Source organism: Acinetobacter sp. 231_lipA, from assembly GCF_058243005.1.
Map to the genome: position 1 here is coordinate 3,432,317 of NZ_JBZAYU010000001.1, position 24,392 is coordinate 3,456,708.

Sequence of the window (24,392 nt, forward strand, 5' to 3'; positions counted from 1 at the left end):
TATTTATAAGACGATTTTCAGGATGATATCGATGAGACAGGCTGCAAAGACACGTGACCAATTTCATTATTTTTTACCGATTCAGACACGTTGGTCGGACAATGACCTCTATGGCCATGTCAACAACGTCACCTACTATAGCTATTTTGATACTGCCGCAAATGCCTTACTGATAGAAAAAGCAAATTTTGATATTCACCAATCCCCTATTATTGGTTTAGTGGTCGACTCAGCATGCAGTTTCTTACATGAGTTGTCTTATCCTGAGATTATTGATGTTGGTGTGACTATTTCCAGAATAGGAAACTCTTCACTCACTTACGAACTTGCCATTTTCAAATTTGGTCAAGAAACTGCTTCAGCTCAAGGACATTTTATTCATGTTTTTGTAGACCGTGAAACACGAAAAAGCACCCCTATTCCCTCTGAAATGCGGAGTGCTTTGCGCCACTACTTAAGCCATGACATTACTTAAGTTGGATATTATGTAATTCACCATCAAAAGTTTGTACAAGGCCTTTGACCGTGTCTTCATTTTGCAGTAACTCATGCGCACGTTGAAATGCTTTTTGCTTGCGCTGCGCCTGCATGGTGTACGGCGTAATCGTTTCAACTTCTGCATATTTCACATCAAAACGCGTCTGAGGCCATTCAGCTTTGAGCGCATCTTCCAAAACATGACGTAATTGGGTGAGGAGTTGCTCATAACGCTGCGGAATCATAAACACAGACTCGGCATTAATTTGCCCAGCTATTAAACCTTGCTGAGCCAACTCTTGTACCGCGGGTGATAAGCCACTGTTTCTAAACCAGTACTCCCACTTCTCCACCGTCCACTCACCGACTAACTGCTGCGGTTGTAGTTGTAAAATATCTTGCGGCATTAAATCGACTGATGCAGATGAAACCTGTTCAAGTTGAGCAGACTCTACAATAGTAGCAACTGTTTGCTGGCTTTCATTTTCTACAACTTGGGTTTCCTCAACATTAGCAACTGAAAGCACTTCATTTTCTAAATCAGAAGACTCTGCTCGCACAGCGTCAGCTATTACTGCGGCAGGTTCAACGGATGCTTCATTTTGACTTTCTAGGTCTAGCGGTACAATTTCATCAAATAAGAAATCATCACTATTTGGCTCATCGTCATTGCTTTGTGCATTAAATTCGTCTGCTTCATCTAAATCGAACAACACTTCATCACTGGAAGGATCGAAAACGATTTGATCAGATTGCTGAGATGAGTCCACTGATGGTTTATTATCTTCGGCGCTTTCTGAAACATCGACATCATCAAGTCCAGGCTTAAACTCAGGCTCTACGTCCTGATTTATCGTAGCATCTTCAAATTCTACTTCAACATCTACAGTTTGAGCATCTTGCTGCAAAGCCGTTTCTGGAGCAGTACTCGGTATTGCCGTTTGTTGTACAGATTCAACTACAGCACTATTGGCATGAGCCACCAACACTTCATTTGGTTGTAATGGACGGAACGCCAACATGCGCAGCACTGACATTTCAAAGCCTTGCTCTTGGGTGACTGCTAGCTGTAATTCAGCACGCCCTTTACATGCAATTTGGTAATAAAGTTGCAAGTCTTGCGCAGCAATTTGCTGAGACAATTGCATGATTTTTTTATTAATTTCAGCACTATATTTGAGGCTAAGTTCTGGCAAATATTGTAGTAATGCCAATTCATGTAAAGTCGAAATCAACTGATCCAAAACTAAAGATACATCCAGTGCTTGCTGACGGAATTGCATCAGCAACTCACTCACCCGTTGTTTTTGGTTTTGATGTATCGCAAGGATCAGATCATAAATAATAGTACGGTCGATTAAACCCAACATTTCTTTGACATCTTGGTGCTGGATAGCGCCCTGACCGTAAGCAATTGCCTGATCTGTCAAAGAAAGTGCATCACGTAATGAGCCTTGGGCAGACTCTGCAATTTGCCAAATCGCATCTTGTTCGGCTTGGATGCTTTCTTTATTTAAAATATTCCCCAGATGCTCGGTAATTTCATCGACAGCCAACGGGCGTAATGTAAATTGCAAACAACGCGAAATCACGGTAATTGGGAGCTTTTGCGGATCTGTCGTTGCAAAAAGGAATTTCACATGTTCAGGTGGTTCTTCCAATGTTTTGAGTAAAGCATTAAAAGAATGCGTAGACAGCATATGTACTTCATCGATTAAATAGACCTTAAAACGACCTTGTGTCGGCGCATAAGGAACATTGTCTAAAAGTTCTCGCGTATCTTCAACTTTAGTCCGTGATGCCGCATCGATTTCAATTAAATCAATAAAACGGCCTTCATTCACGGCGGTACAGGTTGGGCAAACTTCGCACGGCGTCGAAGTCACACCCGTTTCACAGTTCAAGCACTTCGCCAAAATACGGGCAATGGTGGTTTTTCCGACCCCACGCGTTCCTGTAAATAAATAAGCATGGTGCAAACGTCCGCGCTCCAAAGCACTGGTTAGTGCTCGAGAAACGTGGTTTTGCCCCACTAGCTCATTAAAATTGCGAGGACGATATTTCCGTGCAAGTACCTGATACATGTATGCTCCTTTTTATAGGCCTAAGCATACTGTTTTTTTGCCAAAGAGTGAATGAATTACTTCACTCCGTTCTCGCATTTCTAAGCTATAAACCTGATTTAGATCAATAATCCAAAAACCATTAGCTCCATTTTTATCCCACTCTCTATCTCAAGCTATTTATGTATTTAGATTATGGATTTGAAATAAAGTGAGAGCTTTGGAAAAGTAAAAAGGTGTAAATATTAAAATGAATTTCTAAAATACAGCTATTTAGGAAATTAAGCTGGTTTCACTAAAATAAAATCACTCTGCATTTGATATTTTTTTCCAGTCACATCTTCACGTATTTCTAAAACACGATCTTCTAAATCGATATAAAGCAAGTTTCGCGTTGTCATATTCACTAACTCTACCTTGTGCTGATCTTGAGCATTAAAACGAAGTGCTCCAGTCAAAGTTTCGATTTCGTTATGGCCACTCAAACTTTCTCGTTTTAGGGTATAAGTCATGTTTTCATGCAGCTCTAGTGCAACTGCCATACCCGGACAGTCTTCACAACGGGACAAACATCCCATACACGGCATTGTCCCCTGATAACTCCCAACCCACGCAGGAATAATCTGCTTTTGTTCTGCCACTTGAAGTTTAGACTGATCATGTTGCGTTTGATTCGCCTCGGAACAACCTAACAATAATCCTGTAGCAACCAGCGGGATAAGAATGGGAGCCTTCATGTCACAAATATTCAAAACCTAAACCGCGACGAACATAACATATTTTAGACGATGACTAAATCTCAGACCTGTCAAAACCAACCTTTTTTACCTTTTAAGACCGCATCTACGCAGCGTAAACTTTCTTGGCTCAAAGCCCAAAGTCGATAATCCCCAGTTAAAGAACCTGTAGCAAAGTTATGTGTATAAGCAAAACTTAAGCCTCGCTCACTATCGCCCCAAGCCCCTGAACCATTAAAGCCCATATGACCAAAACCTTGCTCTGCGGTTTTTCCTAAGGTTAATATACGGTGATACCCCAAGCGCCAATGCATAGGTATCGGCATCACGCGATCTCGATCGGTATATTGCACTCGACTCAACTCAGAAAACACATCTGGACGAATCAACTGCTGACCTTTCCAAATCCCTTTTTGAGATATCATCGCATACACTTTGGCTAAACTATTGGCTGTAAATACACCATTTGCTGCGGGAATGATCGCCTGAATCGCATCATCATGGTAAAAGCTGACCTTTTTCATGCCTTTGGGAATCATGCCATCCTGAAAATCTTGTGGATCTTGCCCTGACCACTGCATCGCTTTATCAAACAATGAAACTTTACGTACCTTCGTTGGACTTTTTTGATTTGGTTGGATAGGTACAGGACGGACAATGGGTCGTGCGATACGTTTTAATTCAGCACTGGGTGCACCAAAGTAAGCCCCATCTAGCTCAAGTGGCTCAACTAAATAGGTTTGGAAGAGTTCAGTTAAAGGTTTGCCCGTTGCTTTTTCCAAAGTACCACCGACAATCCAACCAAATGACAAAGGTTGATAGGCAGCATCTTGACCAATTGCAAAACGTGGTTGCGCTTTTTCAAATACGTCTAACATATGCGTCCAGTCCAACATTTCTGTCGCATCAGCAATGTTATTACGGATATCAAATAATCCGCTTTGATGACTTAGCACATGTCTTAGCGTCATCTTTCCTTTACCATTTTGGGCAAATTCAGGCCAATAATCCGCAATCGGTTGGTCGTAGCTCAGCACACCTTGACTGACTAAAATATGCGCCAAGGTTGCAAGCACGCCTTTGCCCGTCGAATAACACACCGACATGGTATTGGCCTGCCAAGGAGAATCTACCGCTGCTAAACCAGTATAGATATCAACAACTTTTTCACCTTGAAAATATAAAACACAAGCTGCACCGCCATATGCTAAACGAGCATCCTGTAAGCGGCTAAAGAGATGGGCAACACTTTGAAAACGTGGGTCAACATAGCCTTGGTAATGGTTCGGATTCGCTTGTAAATATTGTTTTAAAATTTTCATTTACACATCCTTGTATTTTTAAGCTGACATAAAAAAGCCCAGTGTAATCTAAACTGGGCTTTTTAAAATTATAGTGCTTTGACCTGTCCCGTCACATGCGGTTTTTGATTCTTACTATTTCGAATTAAGAAAGCGGTATTTACACCTTCTGTCGTGGTCATAAAATCGACCGTTGAAGGCAAATACATCGGCAGTTTAAACCAAACATCCGCTTCATAAGCATCAGGCAATGTGATCGAAGCCAACGCTCGCGCCTTACTCCACATGCCGTGCGCAATGGCTTGTTTGAAACCAAAGGCTTTTGCTGTCACCGCATGAATGTGGATGAGGTTGAAGTCGCCCGAGGTCATTGCATAACGACGACCTGTGTTTTCAGAGACTTCCCAGACTGCATTCGGCTGATAATCTGGAGTCGTTGCTTCAACTAATTTTGGTGCTGTTTTACCATCGGTCTTTTGACGTGCTAAATACGTGGTTAATGCTTCAACCACCACTTCATTGCCAACTTTCACCGTGGTAATAAAATCGAACTGAACACCTTTATCATGTGGCTCAAGCGCGCCATATTTACATGATAAAGTGAGGGTTTCATTGACGCCAACTTTACGCATTTGTTTGACTTGATTGCGAATATGTACCAAACCTAGCACAGGAAATGGAAACGGCTCTTGCCCCATCATGTGCATTTGTAGGCTTTGCGATAATACGGCCAAATAAATCGCAGGAATATAACCATTATTTTTAAAGCCACATACTTGGTTATAGGCTTTCAAATGCTTTTGATCGACGTTAAAAGAATCCACCACATACTCAACCTGCGGTAAGACTTTTTCACCTTTTGGCTTTTTAAAGATCAAACCTTGAATGACTTTCGGATAAGCCATATATGGTTTTGGAAGTTGACTAAAATGGCGAGTCTTCATACTGAACCTTTGAGAAGTTTTTATTTCAATATTTTTGAAAGCTCCTTCTCCCTCAGGGAGAAGGTTGGGATGAGGGAAAACTCCCTCCCTTTTATAATATAAAGAATTTATCCCTCCCTAAAGGAGAGATAAATTCAAGCTTTTAAATTAAGCACCCAACAAACTTTGACCACAAACACGTACCACGTTGCCGTTTAAACCAGTCGATGCTGTCGCTGCAAATAAAGCAATGGTTTCAGCAACATCTACAGGTAAACCACCTTGGCTCATCGAGTTCATACGACGACCCGCTTCACGGATTGCAAATGGAATCGCAGCAGTCATTTGCGTTTCAATGAAACCTGGTGCAACCGCATTGATCGTAATGCCATTCGTCAAAGTTGGAGCAGTAAATTTAACCACACCAATGACACCTGCTTTCGACACAGCATAGTTGGTTTGACCTAGGTTACCCGCAATACCTGAAATCGATGATACACATACAATACGACCATTGGTATTTAAACCCTCTTTGGCAAGTAAATAATCATTTACACGTTCAATTGCAGACAAGTTAATGTTAATCACCAAGTCCCAAAGCTCAGGCTTCATATTTGCCAAAGTTTTGTCACGAGTAATACCTGCGTTATGCACGATGATGTCTAAACCACCTTGAGCAGCTGCCGCAGCTTTAATTTTCTCACCAGCATCATTTGCAGTGATATCAATTGCCAGTGTTGAACCACCGATCTCACCTGCAACACGGTCAAGATCTGCTTGCTGCTGTGGTACGTCTAAACAAATCACATGCGCGCCATCACGTGCCAAGACATGCGCAATCGCTTCACCAATACCACGGCTCGCACCTGTCACTACAGCAGTTTTACCTGCCAGTGGTTTAGCCCAGTCTACATCTACAACAGCAGCTTTAGAAACACGAATCACTTGACCAGAAACATAAGCAGAACGTGGAGATGCTGCAAAACGTAAAGTTGACTCAAGATTTGCTTCTGCACCTGCATCCACATAAATCAAATGTGCTGCAATCCCCTTTTTAAATTCTTTACCGACAGACTTCACGAAGCCTTCAAGCGCGCGTTGTGCAATCGCTTTTTTCACGCTACCCGCAGTTTCAGGTGTCGTACCTACTACAATTACACGACCAGAAGCAGCCACTTGACGTGCGATAGGATTAAAGAAGTTATATAACTCATTGAGTTGCTCTGATGACTCAATGCCAGATGCATCAAAAATAACAACTTTGAATTTAGACTCTTTGTCGCCTGCATTAAATGCACTTAAATTTAAGCCCACTTGAGCCGCAGCTTGCTGTAACTGTGCATTGTTACCTGCATAGCTATTGGCGTGAACATTGGCCAACACTTGCGCAAGTGCACCAGATAATGAACTGTTTGCTGCTGCACCCAGTAAAACAGCACCTTTAATCACAGGTGTTGCTGACTCAAAACGGTCTAAAAAAGTTGGTGCAGGTAAACCCAAATTTTTAATGACAAATTTACCAATCGGAGATTTTGCAAAAGTTTGGTATTGATCAGTCATGTTTTTATCTCTCATACAAATTAATTGTTGATGGATTCAAAGATATCCTTTTAACTTCAAAGTGATGTCTAGAGTCTTATATTTCAATAGTTCCATCGGTTTCTATAGAATCATACTTGAGTTATAGATGATATGTCTTGACCTGAAAGCCTGTTGCAATGTCATTCTAGTCAATTCAGCCCTTTTTATAATATGCTAATGTACACCCTAAGAATAGATTAACATGCTTGGAAAAGCCTTATGAGCAAAACAACTCAAGAAAATCCAGCAGTGGAAAATTCTGCTACGGAAACTGTGTCAAATACATCAAAAAGTACATCTCGTAGAACTAAAAGTACTGGCACAACAACCCAATCAGTAAATAACACGACTAAGCCGACTCGCACCCGTGCTGCGTCAACTCGTAGTAAAAGCCCCGCTTCTTCTACAAATGCTTCAAAATCAAAAACTCAAACTGCTGTTCAACAGGATCAAACCATGAGTCAAAACACTGTTCGCCGCGTGGCTATTATCGGTGGTAACCGTATTCCTTTCGCTCGCTCAAATGGCGCATATTTCACCGCTTCGAATACAGATATGTTCACAGCAGCGCTAAACGGTCTTGTTGAACGTTTTAACCTTCAAGGTCAACGCCTTGGTGAAGTGGTTGCTGGTGCGGTACTTAAACACAGCCGTGACTTTAACATGACCCGTGAATGTGTACTAAACACTGCACTTGCACCAGAAACACCTGCTTACGATATTCAGCAAGCATGTGGTACTGGCTTACAAGCAGCTTTCTTAGTTGCCAACAAAATCGCACTTGGCCAAATTGAAGTGGGTGTTGCTGGTGGTGTAGATACGACTTCTGATGCACCAATTGCGTTTGGTGATGGTTTACGTAAAGCATTGCTTGAGCTCAACATTGCAAAAACAGGTAAAGACCGTTTAAAAGCTTTGACTAAAATCAATCTAAAAGACTTGATGGATGCGCCAAAAAATGGTGAGCCACGCACGGGTCTTTCTATGGGTGATCACCAAGCTATTACTGCACTTGAATGGGGTATTGCACGTGAAGCACAAGACGAACTTGCTGCATCTTCACACCAAAAAATGGCTGCGGCTTACGAAGAAGGTTTCTTCGATGACCTAATCACACCATTCTTAGGTTTAGAGCGTGACAACAACTTACGTGCTGACTCTACTGTTGAAAAACTTGCTAAGCTCAAACCAGCTTTTGGTAAAGGCGATGCGCGTACCATGACTGCGGGTAACTCAACCCCACTTACGGATGGTGCATCTTGTGTGCTTTTAGCGTCAGAAGAATGGGCCAAAGCAAACGGTCACGAAGTACTTGCTTACTTAACCTTCCAAGAAACAGCTGCTGTTGATTTCGTTGAGAAAAAAGAAGGCTTATTGATGGCGCCTGCTTATGCAGTTCCACGTATGCTTGAGCGTGCTGGCATTACACTTCAAGACTTCGACTACTACGAAATTCATGAAGCATTTGCATCGCAAGTTCTTTCAACGTTGAAAGCTTGGGAAGATCCAAAATTCTGTAAAGACCGTTTAGGTTTAGATGCTCCACTAGGTTCAATTGACCGCACTAAACTTAACGTAAAAGGTTCTTCACTTGCAGCAGGTCACCCATTTGCTGCAACGGGTGGTCGTATCATTGCTACTGCTGCGAAGTTGATTAACCAAAAAGGTTCAGGTCGCGTACTGGTTTCAATTTGTGCTGCTGGCGGCCAAGGTGTAACGGCAATTATTGAAAAATAATCTCGCCTTCGCCATGATAAAGCACCTCTTTTGAGGTGCTTTTTAACTGGTCAAAACAATCAATTTGCCCTATAGATAAAAATATAAAATAACCAAATACAAAACTATGCGAAATTCATTCCCATTATTGGCTTACCTCAATACACCCATTCGCTATTATTATTTTTACCTCGTTCCCTTAGGACTAGCCCTCCTTGTGGTCAGTTTTGATGTTCACTTTCAAGGCATGTTTCCAAGCACCATCGCATCCAACTTATCCAGTCCACATAAATTTCTCAATGACTTTTTTGGTATATGTACTTTCATATGTATTGTCATTATTTTTATCAATTATTTTCGCGTACAGCTCAACAGACAACAAATCCAGCACATTAAACAACACTACGCAAAACTGAATACACAGCAACGTTCAATGTTTAACCCCTTAGGCTTATTGTTTTTTATTTTTATGTTGCTCTTTTTCTGCTTAAGCTGGTTTTTGATCAGTGATGAAATCCCATACACAGATTCCAGTACAAAGAAAGGCGCAACCATGGTCTATCTAAAAGGCTTTGCTCATCCGTATATTAGCGCTGTAGTGAATAGCTTACACTATGCCCTCACGGTTCTTTTTGCCTTGATGATCCCTTATATTTTCAATGTTAGAAAATTCACATAAGAATCGCTGCACATTAAAAAAGCCACGACATTGCGTGGCTTTTTTTTAATTTGAATATTGCGCTTCAGGTTGAATACCCAATTTCGCCTCCAGCATGTCATAACACCACTGGAAAATAAAGGTATAAACCAAAATACACATGGTTAAACTGAAGTCGAGCACGATGGCTTGCCAAATACTCATTTGCATTGCATATGCGACCATTGGGATGGTTGCAAGCATCAAACCACCTTCAAAACCAATCGCGTGAAGAACACGCACGCCGATGGTTCTTTTTAGCTTTCTTTTCGCTTCAAACTTTTCAAAAAAATGGTTAAACACCATATTCCATATGACCGAAGTGACAGCCATGGCAATACCGAGTACACCTGTGACTTCTAAAGGCATATGGAATATGAAACTTAAAGCTACAGCAATGATCACCAATAGGATGATTTCATAGCTGAGCGCATGAATAATCCTTCTTTTGGAAATCAACATTTTTAATTACTCTTTCATAATTGGATGTTGGCTAGTTTATTTTTATAATATTGATTAATCGAGTTAGGTTCTTTCAATAAAATTGAAAGATAGAAAATTATGAATATCAATCAAGAGCAACTGATCATTTTTAAAACCGTGATTGAGTCAGGCTCATTTTCAGCTGCCGCACGAAAATTGGGCAAAGTGCCATCGGCCGTGAGTATGTCAATTGCCAACTTGGAAATAGACTTAAACCTACAACTTTTCTTACGTGAAGGACGTGAGCCCACAGCAACAGCGCAAGCCCTAACCTTGTATGAAAAGACCGAGCAACTACTGACCGAAATGAACCAATGGAAACAGCATGCCCATGCCCTAAGCCACGGTTTGGAGTCCTCGCTCAACATTGTAGTGGTATCTGAACTGCTACATATGCAATGGATCGACTACATCGCAATATTAGAAGCCGAATTTCCCAGTCTACAAATCAATATTTTTTCTGCACCTCAAGAAGATGCTCAGAAAATGTTACTCAATGGTACAGCACAACTAGCACTGATGTTTGAACGTGAACAACTGGAAAGCAGCGAACAGTTTGTAGAATTAAAACTCGAAACTTTAGTTCCCGTTGCCAATAAGGACTTTACTCTGGCGAAATTTTCACAAGTCAGTTTTGAACAAATTCAACACAGCCGTCAAATCGTGGTTGCCAGTCGCGATAAAAGCATTAAGCCAGAATTGCTCTATTCCAAACAGTATTGGCGGACAGACAACCATCACTCGGCTTGCGCCTTAATCATGCAAAACTTTGGCTGGGGTGTTTTACCCTTAGAAATGTTAAATGAAAACCCTCAGCTCAAAAAGCAGCTCAAAATATTAGATCTGATGGATTTCACCCCCAAGTTTGAATATTTTGTGGACTTGGTCTGGAGTCGTGAAAGTGAATTGGGTGCGGCTGCACGTTTTTTAATCCAACACATCCGAAATCAGCGTAAAAAAGTATAATTACTGCTGTTAAAACGTCCGAATCTACTTGGGTTAAAAGCAGTTTGTGTTATAAATATTTTACGGGTAATAACTTTAAGAACGAACGATCAATGACACAAACCGCATTAAACCAATTAAAAAGCTTAACCACCATTGTTGCCGACAGTAGCGATTTAGCAGCGATTAACCAATTTCGCCCGCTCGATGCAACCACCAATCCTTCTCTAATTACAGCAGCTGCAAGTCAACCTGAAAATAAAGAGTTGATTGAAGACGCTTTCGCTCAAGCCAAAGCGGAAGGCTTTGAAGATGACTTACTTATTGAACGTACGATTGACATTCTTACCGTCAAATTTGGTGTTGAAATTCTCAAGTTGATTGAAGGTCGTGTTTCCACAGAAGTAGATGCAGCGCTGTCTTATGATACCAATGCCACCATCAAAAAAGCCAAAGAGCTGCTGGCGCTATATAAAAACTACGGCGTAGATCAAGATCGTATTTTAATTAAAATTGCTTCGACATGGGCAGGCATTCAAGCAGCGAAAGTGCTGGAAGCTGAAGGCATCCATACCAACTTAACGCTTTTGTTTGGTGTGCATCAAGCACATGCTTGTGCGGAAGCGAATGTCACTTTAATCTCACCTTTTGTTGGACGTATTTTAGATTGGTACAAAAAGGCCGAAGGCGTGGACAGCTATCCCGTTGAAAAAGACCCTGGCGTACTCTCTGTGAAGCAAATTTACCAGTTCTATAAAGCACATGGGGTTAAAACAGAAATTATGGGCGCAAGCTTCCGGAGTATTGACCAAGTGTTGGGACTAGCCGGCTGTGACCTGCTGACTGTTGCACCTAATTTATTGGCTGCACTTGAACAAGACACGCGTGAAGTCAAAGCACAACTATCAGCAAGTGATATTGCACCAGCGACAACTGCACTTAACGCACTCGGTGAAACTGAGTTTAGAGATCAAATTGAACATGACCTCATGGCAACGCAACTGCTACAAGGGGGGATTGATGGATTTATTAAAGCTCGTCAACAACTGAACACACTGTTACGTCAGTCTTTTGGTTTAGATGAGGAAATTTCGGCTTAACTTGATTTTTCTTCTTTTAAAAGCCGATTTTGTTATCATGCAACATCGGCTTTTTTATTGAGAATACGTTGTGTTTGGTATTATCGACATCGGTACTTATATCATCGGTACAATTCTAATTGTGATTTTGCCAGGCCCAAATTCTCTTTATGTGATGTCCATTGCCTCACGATTTGGTATTAAGACAGGTTACTGGGGTGCATTAGGTGTTTTCACTGGCGATTTGATCCTCATTCTATGTACCGTGCTGGGTGCAGCATCTCTTTTACATGCTTTTCCTTGGCTGTTTATTTTATTAAAAATTGTAGGTGCACTGTATCTATCATATTTAGGTATAAAACTCTTGATTGCAGGAGTCAAAACCTGGAAGTCCAGCCCACAACAGCTTGCAGCAAGTACAGGCCAGAGTACTTTACAAAGCTTGCATCCTTTTCGCTCAGCGCTGACCATTAGCCTTTTAAACCCAAAAGCCATTTTGTTTTATCTGTCTTTTTTTGTGCAGTTTGTCGACCCAAATTATGCTTATCCAGCACTAAGCTTTGCCTTACTTTCCATTATTCTGCAAATCATCAGTATGGCTTATCTCAGTATTCTGATTTTTTCAGGTATTAAGCTGGCGAGCTATTTCAATCGACAGTTTAAAGTTGCAGCCGTTGCGGTGGCGACCGTCGGTCTGCTGTTTTGTGGCTTCGGCTTAAAACTGGCGCTTTCCACACTGTAATTTTCGTGAATAATCTCATTATTTTCGATAAAAAATCCATCATGTGCTGTTTTCTTTTTCAAGAACCAGCGTATGATCCTTGAACAATAGTAATTTTCACTCATTCAAATTATGTTTTGATCTTCATGCAAAAATTATTTCAAGATTTCTCAGTTCCAGCAGTATTCGCAGGTTTTATTACCTTCCTCATTGGCATTAGTGTGTCTTCAGTCTTGGTCATTCAATCCGCCCAAGTCTTAGGTGCAAATACCGCACAAATCAACTCATGGTTCTGGGCTTTAGGTCTGGGTATTGGTTTAAGTGGGCTGCTTTTATCTTGGAAACTTAAATATCCTGTATCGACCTCATGGTCTACGGCAGCACTGGCCTTAATTATTGCGACAGGCAGTGGTTATAGTTTGCATGAAGCGATTGGCGCATTTTTGGTCTGTGGTTTAGTTACTGCCATTTTGGGCTTTTTCGGTATCTTTGAAAAAGTTCTGACGTATATCCCGCAAAGCCTAACCAGTGCCATGCTAGCTGGTGTGTTATTGAAGTTTGGTATTTCATTGTTCGCTAGTATGCAAGACCATTGGGGTTTTATTTTATCCATGCTGGCGGCTTATATTGTTTCTAAGCGACTTACTCCACGTTACTGCATTGTCATTACAGTGATTGCAGGCTTGTTACTCTGCCCGTTATTCTTAGACTTCCATACGCCTCAAATCACATGGAGCCTAGCGCAACCTGTTTGGATGGCACCTGAGTTCAGCATGTCTGCTATTTTAGGTTTAGCGCTACCTTTGTTTGTGATCAATATGGCATCGCAGTACTTACCCGGTATTGCCATGATTAAAAGCTATGGCTATAACCCCCACGTCAATCAACTGATTGGATGGACGGGTACCGCTCAAGCCTTACTCGCACCCTTTGGCTGTTATAGTGTCAATACCGCAGCAATTAGTGCAGCTGTCAGTTTAGATGAACAAGTTCACCCTGATCCATCAAAACGTTATATTGCGGGCATGAGCTGCGGTTTCTTCTATATCTTAATGGGACTATTCGCAGCCACCCTGACCAGCCTTTTACTGTCTTTCCCTGCAATCTTTATTACAGCATTGGCTGGTATTGCTTTGTTTGGCACGATTAGTCATAACATCGCGATTGCATTTGAAGCGGTATCAGACCGTGAGGCAGCCCTCATGACCTTCTTATTCAGCGCATCTGGGGTACAGTTCTTTGGTATTGGCTCTGCCTTTTGGGGACTACTCTTTGGTTTTGCAGTTATGCTTATATTTAAATTTAAAGCCAAAAAAGTTTAAGCCCTCATACAAAAAGCACCCTCGATGGGTGCTTTTTCATTTTTAAATATTGCTAAATTGAAAACTTAATGCTGATAACTTCGTTGAATCAATTCTTGCTTAAGCTGCATCGTCTCAGACAGATTTTCCACCTCGGTAAATGCTGTGAGCCAAATGCCATCTGCAGCATAGCGTAAAATTTTAAGCTCCAAATTATTATCTGTATCCTGATGTCGCGCTAAACGTTTTTCTAGCCACTCAATCCAATACTCATTAAAGGTACGATCCGTCAGCATAATCATCGAAATAGCTGACCAAGAATGCTCCAAGCCTAGCACCTGCTTTTCTAGAGTAATTTCAATATAGGCTCGGGTAAAGCAACCATAACGATCACGGTCTTGACTAATCAACTCATCAACAACACGATCCAATTGTTCAAGTTGTTCCACAACCATCGCTTCAAGTAGCTTTTGTTTGTTTGGGAAATGATGGAAAACACCACCCTTACTCACGCCAACCAAATCAGCCACTGCTTGTATGGAGACCCCAGTCACGCCTTTTTCAGCAGCCAAACAGATCGCATGTTGTAGGATACTTTGGCGAACCTGTTCTGGTGCCTTTTTACGTGGACTTGCTTGTTGCATCGAACTTAATGCCCTGTTGAATTTGAAAATAAGTTAATCACGACCACACCAGAAACAATCAGTGCAATACCGATCATTGCTGCGAAATCTAGACTTTGTCGGAAAACAAAGTAACCAATCAGAGCGGTTAAAACAATACCAACACCCGCCCAAATCGCATAAGCGATACCCAATGGAATCACTTTAATCACTTGAGACAATAAATAAAATGCCAACGAAAATAGAACGACTACGGCCAGAGAAGGCAATAGCTTGGTAAAACCTTCCGACTTTACCAAAAAAGTCGAACCAATCACTTCAGAAATAATTGCCATCGCCAGCAAAGCATAAGCCATTAATATAGGATTCATCAGAAACTCAACAAAAAAACATACCAATCGGTCGGTATGTTATTAAAATAGCAAAAATTAAACAAGGCTTTCTGCATACTTTTTTATTTTGTTTCAGTCGGCCTTGAGGTTTGCTTTATAAAATCAATGGTTCGATCAAAGGTGATCTGACTCGCTTGTTTGCTCATCATGAACTGATATTCATGCACCAAAAACTCCTTAGAGTCTGGATAAAAAGCCTCCGTGACTGCAACCTGATGCTGCTTCAACACCTCGACGAAAGGTAAAGACTGGCTATTGGTTAAAAAGTCTTTATTTCCTCCACTAATAAAGACAGGTGGATACTGTGGCGTAATATGCTCACTGGTTGAAATTGCCTTTAAAAAAGCTGCATCCTCTTTACGCTCTCCTGTATACGCTTGAACCAAGTTATAAACGCCCCATTCAATGAGCCTGAGTTCCTCAGGAGCGGTGTTTACAAAGCGATATAAGTCATAAATACCACAATGCAAAATTAGCCCTTTAAGCTGTTTCGGCTGAATGCTCGGCTTAAAATTGGATGCTTGAGCAAATGCGGGATTCGTCAAAAGCGCAGCATAATGACTGGCAATATTGGCTCCAGCAGAGTCTCCTGCTAGATACAGTTGGTTCGGGTTAATATGATACTGAGCAGCATTCAATTGTAAGAAATTCAGTGCATGATCGACTTGCTGTAACTGAGTGGGATAAATAGCCTCAGGTGCAAACTGATACTCTACCGAGACCACGTTAAAGCCTTGATTAGCTAAAAGCTTAAAATAACCTCGCGCATGCTCTTTTGAGCCCGAAACCCATCCGCCGCCATGAATCCAAACCACCGTGGGCACTGCGTTTAATTGTTCAATATTTTGGGGTTGATAGATGTCAACATTCAGCTCAGGACTAGCTTGATATGTAATATTATTGTGTACGATGACATCGGGAGGCGCAAAGCGATCTAGCATTTTCATTTGAATATTGGTTGCTGTGTTAAATGTACCCGCAATTAGTTTGGTGCTCTTTTCTACACTTTGACACGCGCTCAAAAGCACAATCATGAAAACAGTACTAAGTACTTTTATTATTGGTTGAAAAATCATACTGTTCGGCCCCATCCTTTTTTCAAATGATTCTAATACAGTCTCTATCACATCGCATGATTAAACAGATCTCATTTCAGCTTCATTTAAACACCAGAAGTATCTTTTAAAGAATATCGTATTAAATCTGAAACTTGAGTTTTTCACTCAAGATTTTGGACACGAAAATCAGCATTTTCTTGAATTATTTTCTTTTAATTTCATGAATTTTCAATTTTTAGCCCGATCAAAATTGAACATTTAATGGCAGTGTGTTATCAATAAATCAAGAACTAAATCTTATACAAAAAGGAGTCCCTCTGATGGCTTACCAACATATTTTAGTCCCTGTTGACGGTTCACAAATTTCTTTTTCTGCGGTTAAGCAAGCGGCTGAAATTGCCAAAGTTTTTGGCAGTCAACTTACATTGATTAGCTTAGTTGCTGAAGACCCTCTCAAAGATGCCGATTTTTACTATACCTCTCCAATCATGAAAGACTATTTCATACAAGCCTATAACAATGCTGAGAAAGCCCTTCAGGATGCGGTTCAAATTGCACAAGAACAAGGTGTAACAGCTCAGTCTAAAATCATTAAAGGTGAAGTCTCTGAAGATGCTGTGGTCGAAACAGCAACTTCACTGAAAAATGACCTGATTGTAATGGGTTCACATGGTCGCAAAGGCTTTCAAAAATTCCTATTAGGCAGCTTTGCTCAAGATGTTCTCAAATCTACTGAGCTCCCAGTTCTCATTGTTAAAGCTTAATCAACTATAACGCGTCTTTATGTGAGCTGATTTCGCATGTACTGCAAAATGATCCGCATAAAGACGTACCATTAAGGAGAAGATAATGAGCTACAAACACATTTTGGTTGCCGTCGATGAATCACCGATGTCTTATGCTGCTGTTGAACAAGCACTTGAGTTGGCCAAAGATTTAAATAGTCGCGTAACGCTCATGAGCGTGATTGCAGTCGATCCATTTGTCGGAGTCGACTTCTATAAAGTAGCACCAGCTATCACCGACTATTTTCTACATGCTGAAAAAGTCGCTCAAGACCGTTTAGCCGAAGTAAAGCTCTCATTTGACCGTGATGAAATTGAGGTGGATACCAAAGTGATCCGCGGCATCTCTCCTTCTGAAGGTATTATTCATGTGGCCGATGAAGTCGGTGCAGATCTGATTCTGATGGGCTCACATGGCCGTACAGGTTTTAAAAAGATGATGTTAGGTAGTGTGGCGCAAAATGTTCTAACGCAGTCTCCAATACCTGTGCTGATCGTAAAAGTTTAAGTATTGTTTTAAATAAAAAAGACTGCCGAAGCAGTCTTTTTTATTTGGCAGAACTCGTTCACTTCATTTGCTTTTACTAATCTGCTGATGCAAATTTTGCAAATAATGCTCTGCTGCCGACTGTTGCATAAAAGTTTTTTGAAATAAACCCGAAGCCTGATGGTTATGCGGACTATATTCAACATTGACTTGAAATGTTCCCAGTTCAGCACTTTTCGCAATACGAATAGCAATAATATGAACGGTATTTAAATAAAACCCATCTTCAATTTTAACTAACATATCTGTTTTTACACTCTACATGTTTGTCTGCCCAATAGCCTGTATACAGAAGCCGAAAAAATACAGAATATTGAGCTAATCATCTGTTATGCCATAACATTATACCCATAAAATGCGATTTATTTCACACTATTCACATGAATGTTCATTATTTATAAAAATACCAATGTGCACTCTTCATGCTGTCATTCTTCAGTTTACATAAAAAAAGCCAGTCTACTGACTGACTTTTTTTATGCGTAGATCAGTTAAATACTTAACATACTGCTTAAAGTTTCACTGACATTTTTAGATTTCACTTGTGGTTTTAAAGCCTCAAGCTTCGCTTTCACTTCGCTACGCTGTGGCTCTGCCAATGTGTACCAACGTGACAAAACCTGAAGTAAACGAGAGCCAACAATTGGGTTTTTCTCATCTAAATATTTTGCCAGCCCAATGAAATGATCCACACCAAAACTCCATGTGTTCACTGGGTTTGCATTTAAACCACCACTCACTGAACGAATGCGGTTCGGCACGCCCAAATCATAATCGGCATGTGAAGTGAGGTATTGAATGGTTTCCGTCGTAGCACAAGGATGTGCCGCTTGAAGTGTGAACCACTGATCTAGTGACAAAGCCTCATCTTTAAAACGTAGGTAAAAATCACGTAAAGCCGCTTCTGCTTGCGGTGCATCATTCCAAACCAAGACACGTAGTGCACCTAAACGTTCAGACATATTGCCTGTGGCTTCATATTGCTGATATGCCAGCTCAAAAGCACTTTCATCGCCTTGACGCGCCATCATACTAAGCATGATGTTTTTCAGCGCACGGACACCCATGGCTTGTGAAAACTCTTTTTGCAAATCTGGGTCTAAAGCCAAATAAGTGTCTTTACAGAACGCACCTAACTCACGTGCTAATTTTTCAATCAAAGCATTACGTTGTTCTTGAATCTTCGCTGGTTCGTAGTCAGTGTCGATACGACTACCTAAATAACCTTCACTTGGCACATCAAATAAACGTGATGCCAAGAGTGGATCTTGTTCAACAAGATCTGGTAGCGTGTTTTTAATGGCTTGAATATAAATATGCGCATCATGACCATTGAGTAAAATACGCTCAAGCAGTGTTTGCGTTGCTTGCCATTGGTTAAAACCATTGGTTTCGTATTGAATCAGGAACGCCAACTCTTCATCGGTATAGTTAAATTCTAAGTTGACGGGCGCAGAAAAATTACGCAGTAATGACACGACAGGTTTCGTGCTTAAACCGCTAAACACAATGCTGGCTTGATCTTGATCGAAAAGATACACACCGTCTTTGACTGCATTTTCAAATAAACTGTCTGAGTTTAAAAGCAATTGCTCACCTGTTGCAGCATCGAACAGCGCTAAAGCGACAGGGATTGGCACAGCTTTTAGATTCGGATACTTAGGATGTGCTTTTAAACTTTGCTTAAAGTTTAAGGTATAAGTTTGTGCAGCAACATCATAGTGCCCCTCAGCTTCTAACTTTGGTGTACCCGGTTGGTTATACCATGTTAAGAAATTGGATAAATCTACGCCTGAACCTGCGGTTAAAGCGGCTACCCAGTCTTCAACTGTCACGGCCTGACCATCATAGCGTTCAAAGTATTCATCAGTTCCTTTACGGAATTTTTCTTTGCCTAATAAGGTTGCCATCATGCGGTTAATTTCTGCACCTTTTTCGTAGACCGTTGCAGTATAAAAGTTATTGATTTCCACAAAATGGTCTGGACGCGGTGGATGAGACAATGGGCCTGAATCTTCTGGGAACTGATGCGCTTTGAGTACCGCAACGTCGTCAATACGTTGAACCGCAGCAGACTGCAAATCTTCTGAGAAAGATTGATCACGGAAAACCGTTAAGCCTTCTTTTAAACACAATTGGAACCAATCACGGCAAGTAATGCGGTTACCTGTCCAGTTATGGAAGTATTCATGGGCAATGACCGACTGTACACGCATGATCGCGGCATCTGTCGTATATTCTTCATCTGCCAAAACACATGACGTGTTAAAAATGTTGAGACCTTTATTTTCCATCGCACCCATGTTGAAAGCACTGGTAGCCACAATCATATAGTTGTCTAAATCATAGGGACGACCATAGTGTTCTTCATCCCAACGCATTGAATGCTTTAAGGCTTCCATCGCAATATGACATTTCGGAATATCTTTTTCTTCGGCATAAATTTCCAAAGCCACATCACGGCCTTCAGAGGTCACATAACGGTCTTTTAAAACCGCCAAATCACCAATCACACAAGCAAACAAATACGCTGGTTTTTTGGTTGGATCTTGCCAAATGGTATAGTGACGGCCTTCGCCAGCCTCACCCGCTTCAATCAAGTTACCATTAGCAAGGAGCACTGGATATTTTTTGTCAGCTTCTACACGGGTGGTGAAAACTGAAAGGACATCTGGACGGTCTGGGTAAAAGGTAATTTTACGGAATCCTTCAGGCTCATTTTGGGTAACAAACAAATCTGATGCGGCTTGGTATAAACCTTCAAGTTGTGTATTTGACTCAGGATGAATGATCACCGATGTCTCAAGCTTGATCTGATTTGGTGCATTACGAATCACCAACTGCTCTGCATCAAGCACATATTGCTCTTGGCTAAGTTGCTGACCATTCAGCACTAAACTTTTCAGCTCTAAATCACGACCGAGTAAAACCAAATCACCCTCAGTTTGGCGCGTCAGCTCCAGTACAGCATCAACTTTGCTATGCTCATCATAGACTTGAATATCGAGGTGAATGCTATCTACTAAAAAAGATGGTTTTTGATAGTCTTTTAAATAGACGGTTTGATCTGCTTCAATAATTGGATTTGCCGCAATATTCATGTCATGTCCTAATGCTATTGGTCTACAGCTTTATATTGTGTATGTTTTGATCATACGACAAGTTTGCCATACTGTCTGTGTATGTTGAATGATAATTATATGGGCACGTTGAATAGGCTTTTCAATTCTATTTGTCTTATCCCGCTCATATGACTGCACCAAGTGAATAAGAAACAGTCAACGCCCTTATCGTGCCGTGCTTGTCTAGCAATATTTGCACCAGCCTTTACACTTAAACAGTGCCATTAGCTCTCTACCATTCAAACGCTGAGAAACTTAAAGATATCGATAATATATAAAGCCAGCTCTTTTCAAATATCTAACTTAATTTTCAAATCGGCTACATTTTGTGCACAGTTTTTGCTTGTATCTAAATATGCATAGCGCATGATAATACTTAAGCAAAATAAAAGAGGTGTGAGATGTACTTAAAAAACCATATCGTCCGCGTCGAAAATATAAAAATGCTGCAAGCAATGCATGCTGCAAAAATTGATCATAAAGTCATTGCCCTGTTCATGAGCTGTGAAGGAATGCCTTTACAAGCACATGATGTCAGCAGCATTCTAAATCACTACGACACACTAGGGACTAAAAAGTTGCCGAGCAAAAAAGTTCAAGCCATGATTGAAGCTAAAAAACTAGGTATGGAAGATGACTCTCTACCTTGCCCCGTTTAAATTCTACTAGTCCAAAAAATACGGTGCATGCCGTATTTTTTTTGCCCTATATTCGCCACTGCGTTGCTTCACCCATCTAGCGCTTACAAAGCACCTCTGCTTGTTCAATTACACTGCAATTTACAACGCCTTTCTGAAATTTTAGCGTGTATAATTTGAGAAAATCCTGAGTTTCAAATTCATCTTATGTCGCTTCAAATTTTGCACAAACAACTTGATGAGAGCACGCCTTGTCCACTTTGTCAGGCGGCCATGTTTTGGGTGGATGCTGAACAATACGACAAAGAAATTAACTTTCATGAATGTAGCCACTGCCAACATCGTGTTTTTAGCAATTCAAACTTAAACTGCCACTGCGACAGTTGCTTAGCACAGCGCAAAAAAATATTGAAAGAAACTCGTCAGCAAGAACAGCGTAAAACCAAAACCAAGGACATTTATGAGTTTGAACTGGGTCAACTCAGTTTTATGCATAAATTATTTTTATTGGCCCTGTTAGATGACTACGCACAAGAACATACACAGCACCAAGAGTTTATTGATTGGGAACAGATCAAATATTTTAGCATTACCCCCAATTATCTGTTTCAAAATAGTCTCATCAAACAACTGGTAAAAGAACAAATCCTCGTTGCCAAAGATTTTGCCAGTGAAGCCCATCAGTATTATATTAATGTGCGTTTGGACGGCTATTCTGAACCTAGCCTATTTAGTGTTACGCAGCAATTACGTTATTGGTTTTATGAAAATCTTAGCCTTGGTGTGCCTTTTAAGACCGCGGATGAAGTCAAAAATGCCTTGTACCAATTGCTCTATCAGGAAATTATCCAATTTATGCAGTTTTACTGCCGTACTTGGGGCATTCAAATTGCGGGAAATAACAGTTTCCAAGTGTTTTGTTATCGTTTACTCGATGTACTCGCGGTCGGACAAATTTATTATTTAATCCAAACTGCATTGGAGTATTTATATGAACGTAAAGCCTTACAACCCAGAAATGAAAACTTTATTAACACCAACTTACTGAAAAAAACTCTACAACAATACCGTGAACGCAGTGTGGCTGAAAAATGGGAAACATCAACTCTGCCTCGACCACATAACCTACCATTCAGCAAAATGAGCGAAGTCTTATTTTTCCGATTTTTAGGCTATGACGAAGCCATTTTCTTTCAGCCTGTCTCTCGTTCATGGCAAAAAATTGAACCACGTTTAAGTTTCTACTCACAAAAACGCTGTATGTACTGCGGTTCAAATGAGCTCACCGTAGATTATGATGCCGACCAATATGTGACTTTATTTTGTCGCAAATGTAAGCATCAAGACCACTATTTCACCAAATAAGGGCATCCACTATGACCCAGCTTTTAGACCTGTCCTTGCTTAACACAAAACAATCGATTCAAGACCAAACCGATGTCTTGGTGGCATATGTTGCTGAAGCTTGGACTGCCCTGCAAACGCAACAACCTTTGGTACAATGTATCACCAACAGTGTGGCTGCCAACTATGCAGCCAATGTTTTATTGGCTGCAGGCGCCTCACCTGCCATGATTGATAATCCCTTTGAAGCTGAAAGTTTCACACGCATTAGTGCAGCGCTCAGTATTAATCTAGGTACGCCAACCTCTGAACAAATGCAAGCCATGCAAATCTCGGCACAAACCGCGCAGCAGCAAAACATTCCGTGGGTATTAGACCCTGTGGGATATGGGCCGTTTTTAAAGTGGCGCTCTGAAATGGTGAATCAGCTGTTAGCTTTTCAACCCACGGTTATTCGTGGAAATGCATCTGAAATCAGCACACTTGCGGGAAACCAGATCGAAACCAAAGGCGTTGATAGTACTGCAAGCAGTGCTGATGTTTACCATCAAGCAAAAACACTTTTAGCGCAGGCTGAAGTCATTGCCATTTCTGGTGAGTCTGACTATATTCTCTCCAAACAACTTGATGCTGTAATCCAAGTCAATGGTGGTTCACATTTACAACCCAAAGTTACTGCTACAGGTTGTGCCCTTGGTGCATTAATTGCAGCCTATAGCGCAGTCACCAATCCTGTCATTGCAGCGCTGTCTGCGCATGTCCACTTTGCCATTGCTGGGCAGCTTGCATATGCCCGAAGCCAAAGCACAGGAAGTTTTAATGTAGCGTTTATGGATCACATTCATCAAATGAAAGCTGAAACCATTTATAAATATGCGGATATACAGCTTATCCGTACCTCAGCCTAAATAAAGTATGGCGAGAGTTTCTGCTTAGGTAACTTCTCGCCCTAAAAGCACGTTCATCGCCGCTTCTAGCAGAGTCAGCACATCTAATTTACAGATACACATTAAACCCATACCAATAAAATAATCAGGCGTATGTTGCATATAAAAGTTGATATGACGACTGGCTCGATTTCGAAGCCGAATCAATTGTTCAGGCGTGGTCTGCGGCAGTACACAAGGATGCACAAACACATCCTCACTGCGCTGTTGCACATTCACATGACGGTTTTGCATTAGATCAAGAACCTGTAAGTAATCCTTAGGCATTGGCACTTCTGCACGCGGATAAAAGCGTTTTGAACGTGAAGCAAACAGCCGATATACTTTTGGCTGCATCAAACTCGAAACAAACCATAACTGACGCGTGGGATATTTTAAACGATAACCCAAGGTCACTCGAATTGCGGATAAAAGTGTTCTGTTTTGATTTCGGTAATCAGGTAAAAAAGCTGCACGCGAGCTAAGAATATATAAAGGTTGATGCGCTGTCTTAAGCTTCAATATAGCAATAATATTTTGCCCAACTATTTTTCCGCGATGATAAAAACGAATAATTGGTAATGCCACTACATCAGGGTTATATACTAATTGATGTAGTTCTTCTTGGATTGCATTTGGGAAAATTTGTCGATCAAAAGTTTCAAGCTCTTCAAATAGAACTTGTTTTTTCTCTACTGAAAGCTTTTTAAAATCAACGACCTTTTCCATAAGTTGCATGAAGTATTTCCGTTCTTATTTTGATCACTTGTTTTACTGCTATAGTCTAAATGCAATGCTTTGATAACCATAGGGATAGAAACAAGCTGTCTTCACCAAACAGGTAATTTCAAGTACGCAATACGACAACCCAATTGCGGGCATAGAATAACTGCTTTTTATTTAAGTGCATAGCGCTTATTTTATAAGCAGAAA

24 protein-coding genes are annotated in these 24,392 nt (G+C 40.9%); 12 read left to right on the forward strand and 12 right to left on the reverse strand.

The features are described from left to right. Positions 1–31: 31 nt before the first annotated feature. Positions 32–475, forward strand: coding sequence for an acyl-CoA thioesterase (locus tag AC4CUX_RS16885; RefSeq protein WP_058951902.1), 444 nt, complete (start codon positions 32–34; stop codon positions 473–475). Here the strand turns inward: AC4CUX_RS16885 and dnaX are convergent. The 5 genes from dnaX to AC4CUX_RS16910 all read right to left on the reverse strand — a co-directional run bounded on the left by dnaX (position 468) and on the right by AC4CUX_RS16910 (position 7,061). Continuing rightward, entirely contained in the window at positions 468–2,561 is a 2,094-nt protein-coding gene (gene dnaX / locus AC4CUX_RS16890) for a DNA polymerase III subunit gamma/tau (protein WP_201951554.1), read from the reverse strand. The two genes, AC4CUX_RS16885 and dnaX, sit on opposite strands and share 8 nt — an antisense overlap. A gap of 260 nt (positions 2,562–2,821) precedes the next feature. Next, positions 2,822–3,277 (reverse strand): copper resistance protein NlpE N-terminal domain-containing protein, encoded by a 456-nt coding sequence (locus tag AC4CUX_RS16895; protein ID WP_130235070.1) that lies wholly within the window; start codon positions 3,275–3,277, stop codon positions 2,822–2,824. Between the two features lie 71 nt (positions 3,278–3,348). Next, entirely contained in the window at positions 3,349–4,593 is a 1,245-nt protein-coding gene (locus tag AC4CUX_RS16900; protein ID WP_227557097.1) for a serine hydrolase domain-containing protein, read from the reverse strand. 74 nt (positions 4,594–4,667) lie between these two features. Then, positions 4,668–5,522: a MaoC family dehydratase gene (locus tag AC4CUX_RS16905; protein ID WP_130235072.1), complete on the reverse strand. Its 855-nt coding sequence runs from the start codon at positions 5,520–5,522 to the stop codon at positions 4,668–4,670. A 147-nt stretch (positions 5,523–5,669) separates the two neighbouring features. Continuing rightward, positions 5,670–7,061 (reverse strand): 3-oxoacyl-ACP reductase, encoded by a 1,392-nt coding sequence (locus AC4CUX_RS16910; RefSeq protein ID WP_201951557.1) that lies wholly within the window; start codon positions 7,059–7,061, stop codon positions 5,670–5,672. Between the two features lie 240 nt (positions 7,062–7,301). Between AC4CUX_RS16910 and AC4CUX_RS16915 the strand changes: the two genes are divergently transcribed. Next, positions 7,302–8,819 (forward strand): acetyl-CoA C-acetyltransferase, encoded by a 1,518-nt coding sequence (locus AC4CUX_RS16915; RefSeq protein ID WP_148825969.1) that lies wholly within the window; start codon positions 7,302–7,304, stop codon positions 8,817–8,819. Between the two features lie 106 nt (positions 8,820–8,925). Further along, on the forward strand, positions 8,926–9,477 hold the full coding sequence (locus tag AC4CUX_RS16920) for a hypothetical protein (RefSeq protein ID WP_183175048.1): 552 nt from the start codon (positions 8,926–8,928) through the stop codon (positions 9,475–9,477). Positions 9,478–9,522: 45 nt separating this feature from the next. Here AC4CUX_RS16920 and aceI read toward each other — a convergent pair whose 3' ends face one another. Then, entirely contained in the window at positions 9,523–9,957 is a 435-nt protein-coding gene (gene aceI, locus AC4CUX_RS16925) for a chlorhexidine efflux PACE transporter AceI (RefSeq protein WP_062032662.1), read from the reverse strand. Positions 9,958–10,056: 99 nt separating this feature from the next. On the opposite strand from aceI, the gene aceR reads away from it, so the two are divergent. From aceR to AC4CUX_RS16945, 4 genes are all read left to right on the forward strand, one after another. Further along, positions 10,057–10,944, forward strand: a complete 888-nt coding sequence (gene aceR / locus AC4CUX_RS16930; protein ID WP_201951560.1) for an HTH-type transcriptional regulator AceR — start codon at positions 10,057–10,059, stop codon at positions 10,942–10,944. Positions 10,945–11,036: 92 nt separating this feature from the next. Beyond that, the gene (tal, locus tag AC4CUX_RS16935) at positions 11,037–12,023 is read left to right on the forward strand and encodes a transaldolase (protein ID WP_183173111.1); all 987 of its coding nucleotides are present in this window, start codon (positions 11,037–11,039) and stop codon (positions 12,021–12,023) included. Positions 12,024–12,093: 70 nt separating this feature from the next. Continuing rightward, on the forward strand, positions 12,094–12,744 hold the full coding sequence (gene leuE, locus AC4CUX_RS16940) for a leucine efflux protein LeuE (protein WP_178927975.1): 651 nt from the start codon (positions 12,094–12,096) through the stop codon (positions 12,742–12,744). A 125-nt stretch (positions 12,745–12,869) separates the two neighbouring features. Beyond that, positions 12,870–14,045, forward strand: coding sequence for a benzoate/H(+) symporter BenE family transporter (locus AC4CUX_RS16945; RefSeq protein ID WP_010326831.1), 1,176 nt, complete (start codon positions 12,870–12,872; stop codon positions 14,043–14,045). 65 nt (positions 14,046–14,110) lie between these two features. Here AC4CUX_RS16945 and AC4CUX_RS16950 read toward each other — a convergent pair whose 3' ends face one another. From AC4CUX_RS16950 to AC4CUX_RS16960, 3 genes are all read right to left on the reverse strand, one after another. Beyond that, positions 14,111–14,668: a TetR/AcrR family transcriptional regulator gene (locus tag AC4CUX_RS16950; protein WP_010326832.1), complete on the reverse strand. Its 558-nt coding sequence runs from the start codon at positions 14,666–14,668 to the stop codon at positions 14,111–14,113. 5 nt (positions 14,669–14,673) lie between these two features. Beyond that, entirely contained in the window at positions 14,674–15,018 is a 345-nt protein-coding gene (locus AC4CUX_RS16955; protein ID WP_005401176.1) for a DMT family transporter, read from the reverse strand. Positions 15,019–15,101: 83 nt separating this feature from the next. Continuing rightward, complete coding sequence (locus AC4CUX_RS16960) at positions 15,102–16,115, reverse strand: alpha/beta hydrolase (RefSeq protein ID WP_201706554.1); 1,014 nt, start codon at positions 16,113–16,115, stop codon at positions 15,102–15,104. Positions 16,116–16,417: 302 nt separating this feature from the next. Here AC4CUX_RS16960 and AC4CUX_RS16965 point away from each other — a divergent pair, with 302 nt between their 5' ends. Both AC4CUX_RS16965 and AC4CUX_RS16970 read left to right on the forward strand, forming a co-directional pair. Then, positions 16,418–16,861 (forward strand): universal stress protein, encoded by a 444-nt coding sequence (locus AC4CUX_RS16965; RefSeq protein ID WP_010326835.1) that lies wholly within the window; start codon positions 16,418–16,420, stop codon positions 16,859–16,861. Between the two features lie 85 nt (positions 16,862–16,946). Further along, the gene (locus AC4CUX_RS16970) at positions 16,947–17,390 is read left to right on the forward strand and encodes a universal stress protein (RefSeq protein ID WP_004696899.1); all 444 of its coding nucleotides are present in this window, start codon (positions 16,947–16,949) and stop codon (positions 17,388–17,390) included. A gap of 63 nt (positions 17,391–17,453) precedes the next feature. Here the strand turns inward: AC4CUX_RS16970 and AC4CUX_RS16975 are convergent, their stop codons facing one another. Beyond that, a complete protein-coding gene (locus tag AC4CUX_RS16975; RefSeq protein WP_010326836.1) occupies positions 17,454–17,672 on the reverse strand; it encodes a hypothetical protein in 219 nt (72 codons plus the stop codon). Positions 17,673–17,920: 248 nt separating this feature from the next. After that, positions 17,921–20,530: an aminopeptidase N gene (gene pepN, locus AC4CUX_RS16980; RefSeq protein WP_201951567.1), complete on the reverse strand. Its 2,610-nt coding sequence runs from the start codon at positions 20,528–20,530 to the stop codon at positions 17,921–17,923. Between the two features lie 422 nt (positions 20,531–20,952). On the opposite strand from pepN, the gene AC4CUX_RS16985 reads away from it, so the two are divergent. The 3 genes from AC4CUX_RS16985 to thiM all read left to right on the forward strand — a co-directional run bounded on the left by AC4CUX_RS16985 (position 20,953) and on the right by thiM (position 23,441). Continuing rightward, positions 20,953–21,210 (forward strand): hypothetical protein, encoded by a 258-nt coding sequence (locus tag AC4CUX_RS16985; protein WP_201951570.1) that lies wholly within the window; start codon positions 20,953–20,955, stop codon positions 21,208–21,210. A 186-nt stretch (positions 21,211–21,396) separates the two neighbouring features. Further along, the gene (locus tag AC4CUX_RS16990; RefSeq protein ID WP_201951573.1) at positions 21,397–22,554 is read left to right on the forward strand and encodes a hypothetical protein; all 1,158 of its coding nucleotides are present in this window, start codon (positions 21,397–21,399) and stop codon (positions 22,552–22,554) included. Between the two features lie 11 nt (positions 22,555–22,565). Next, positions 22,566–23,441, forward strand: a complete 876-nt coding sequence (gene thiM / locus AC4CUX_RS16995) for a hydroxyethylthiazole kinase (RefSeq protein WP_005401170.1) — start codon at positions 22,566–22,568, stop codon at positions 23,439–23,441. A 24-nt stretch (positions 23,442–23,465) separates the two neighbouring features. On the opposite strand, the gene AC4CUX_RS17000 is transcribed toward thiM, so the two are convergent. Continuing rightward, on the reverse strand, positions 23,466–24,188 hold the full coding sequence (locus tag AC4CUX_RS17000; RefSeq protein ID WP_395480447.1) for a hypothetical protein: 723 nt from the start codon (positions 24,186–24,188) through the stop codon (positions 23,466–23,468). Positions 24,189–24,392 lie beyond the last annotated feature (204 nt).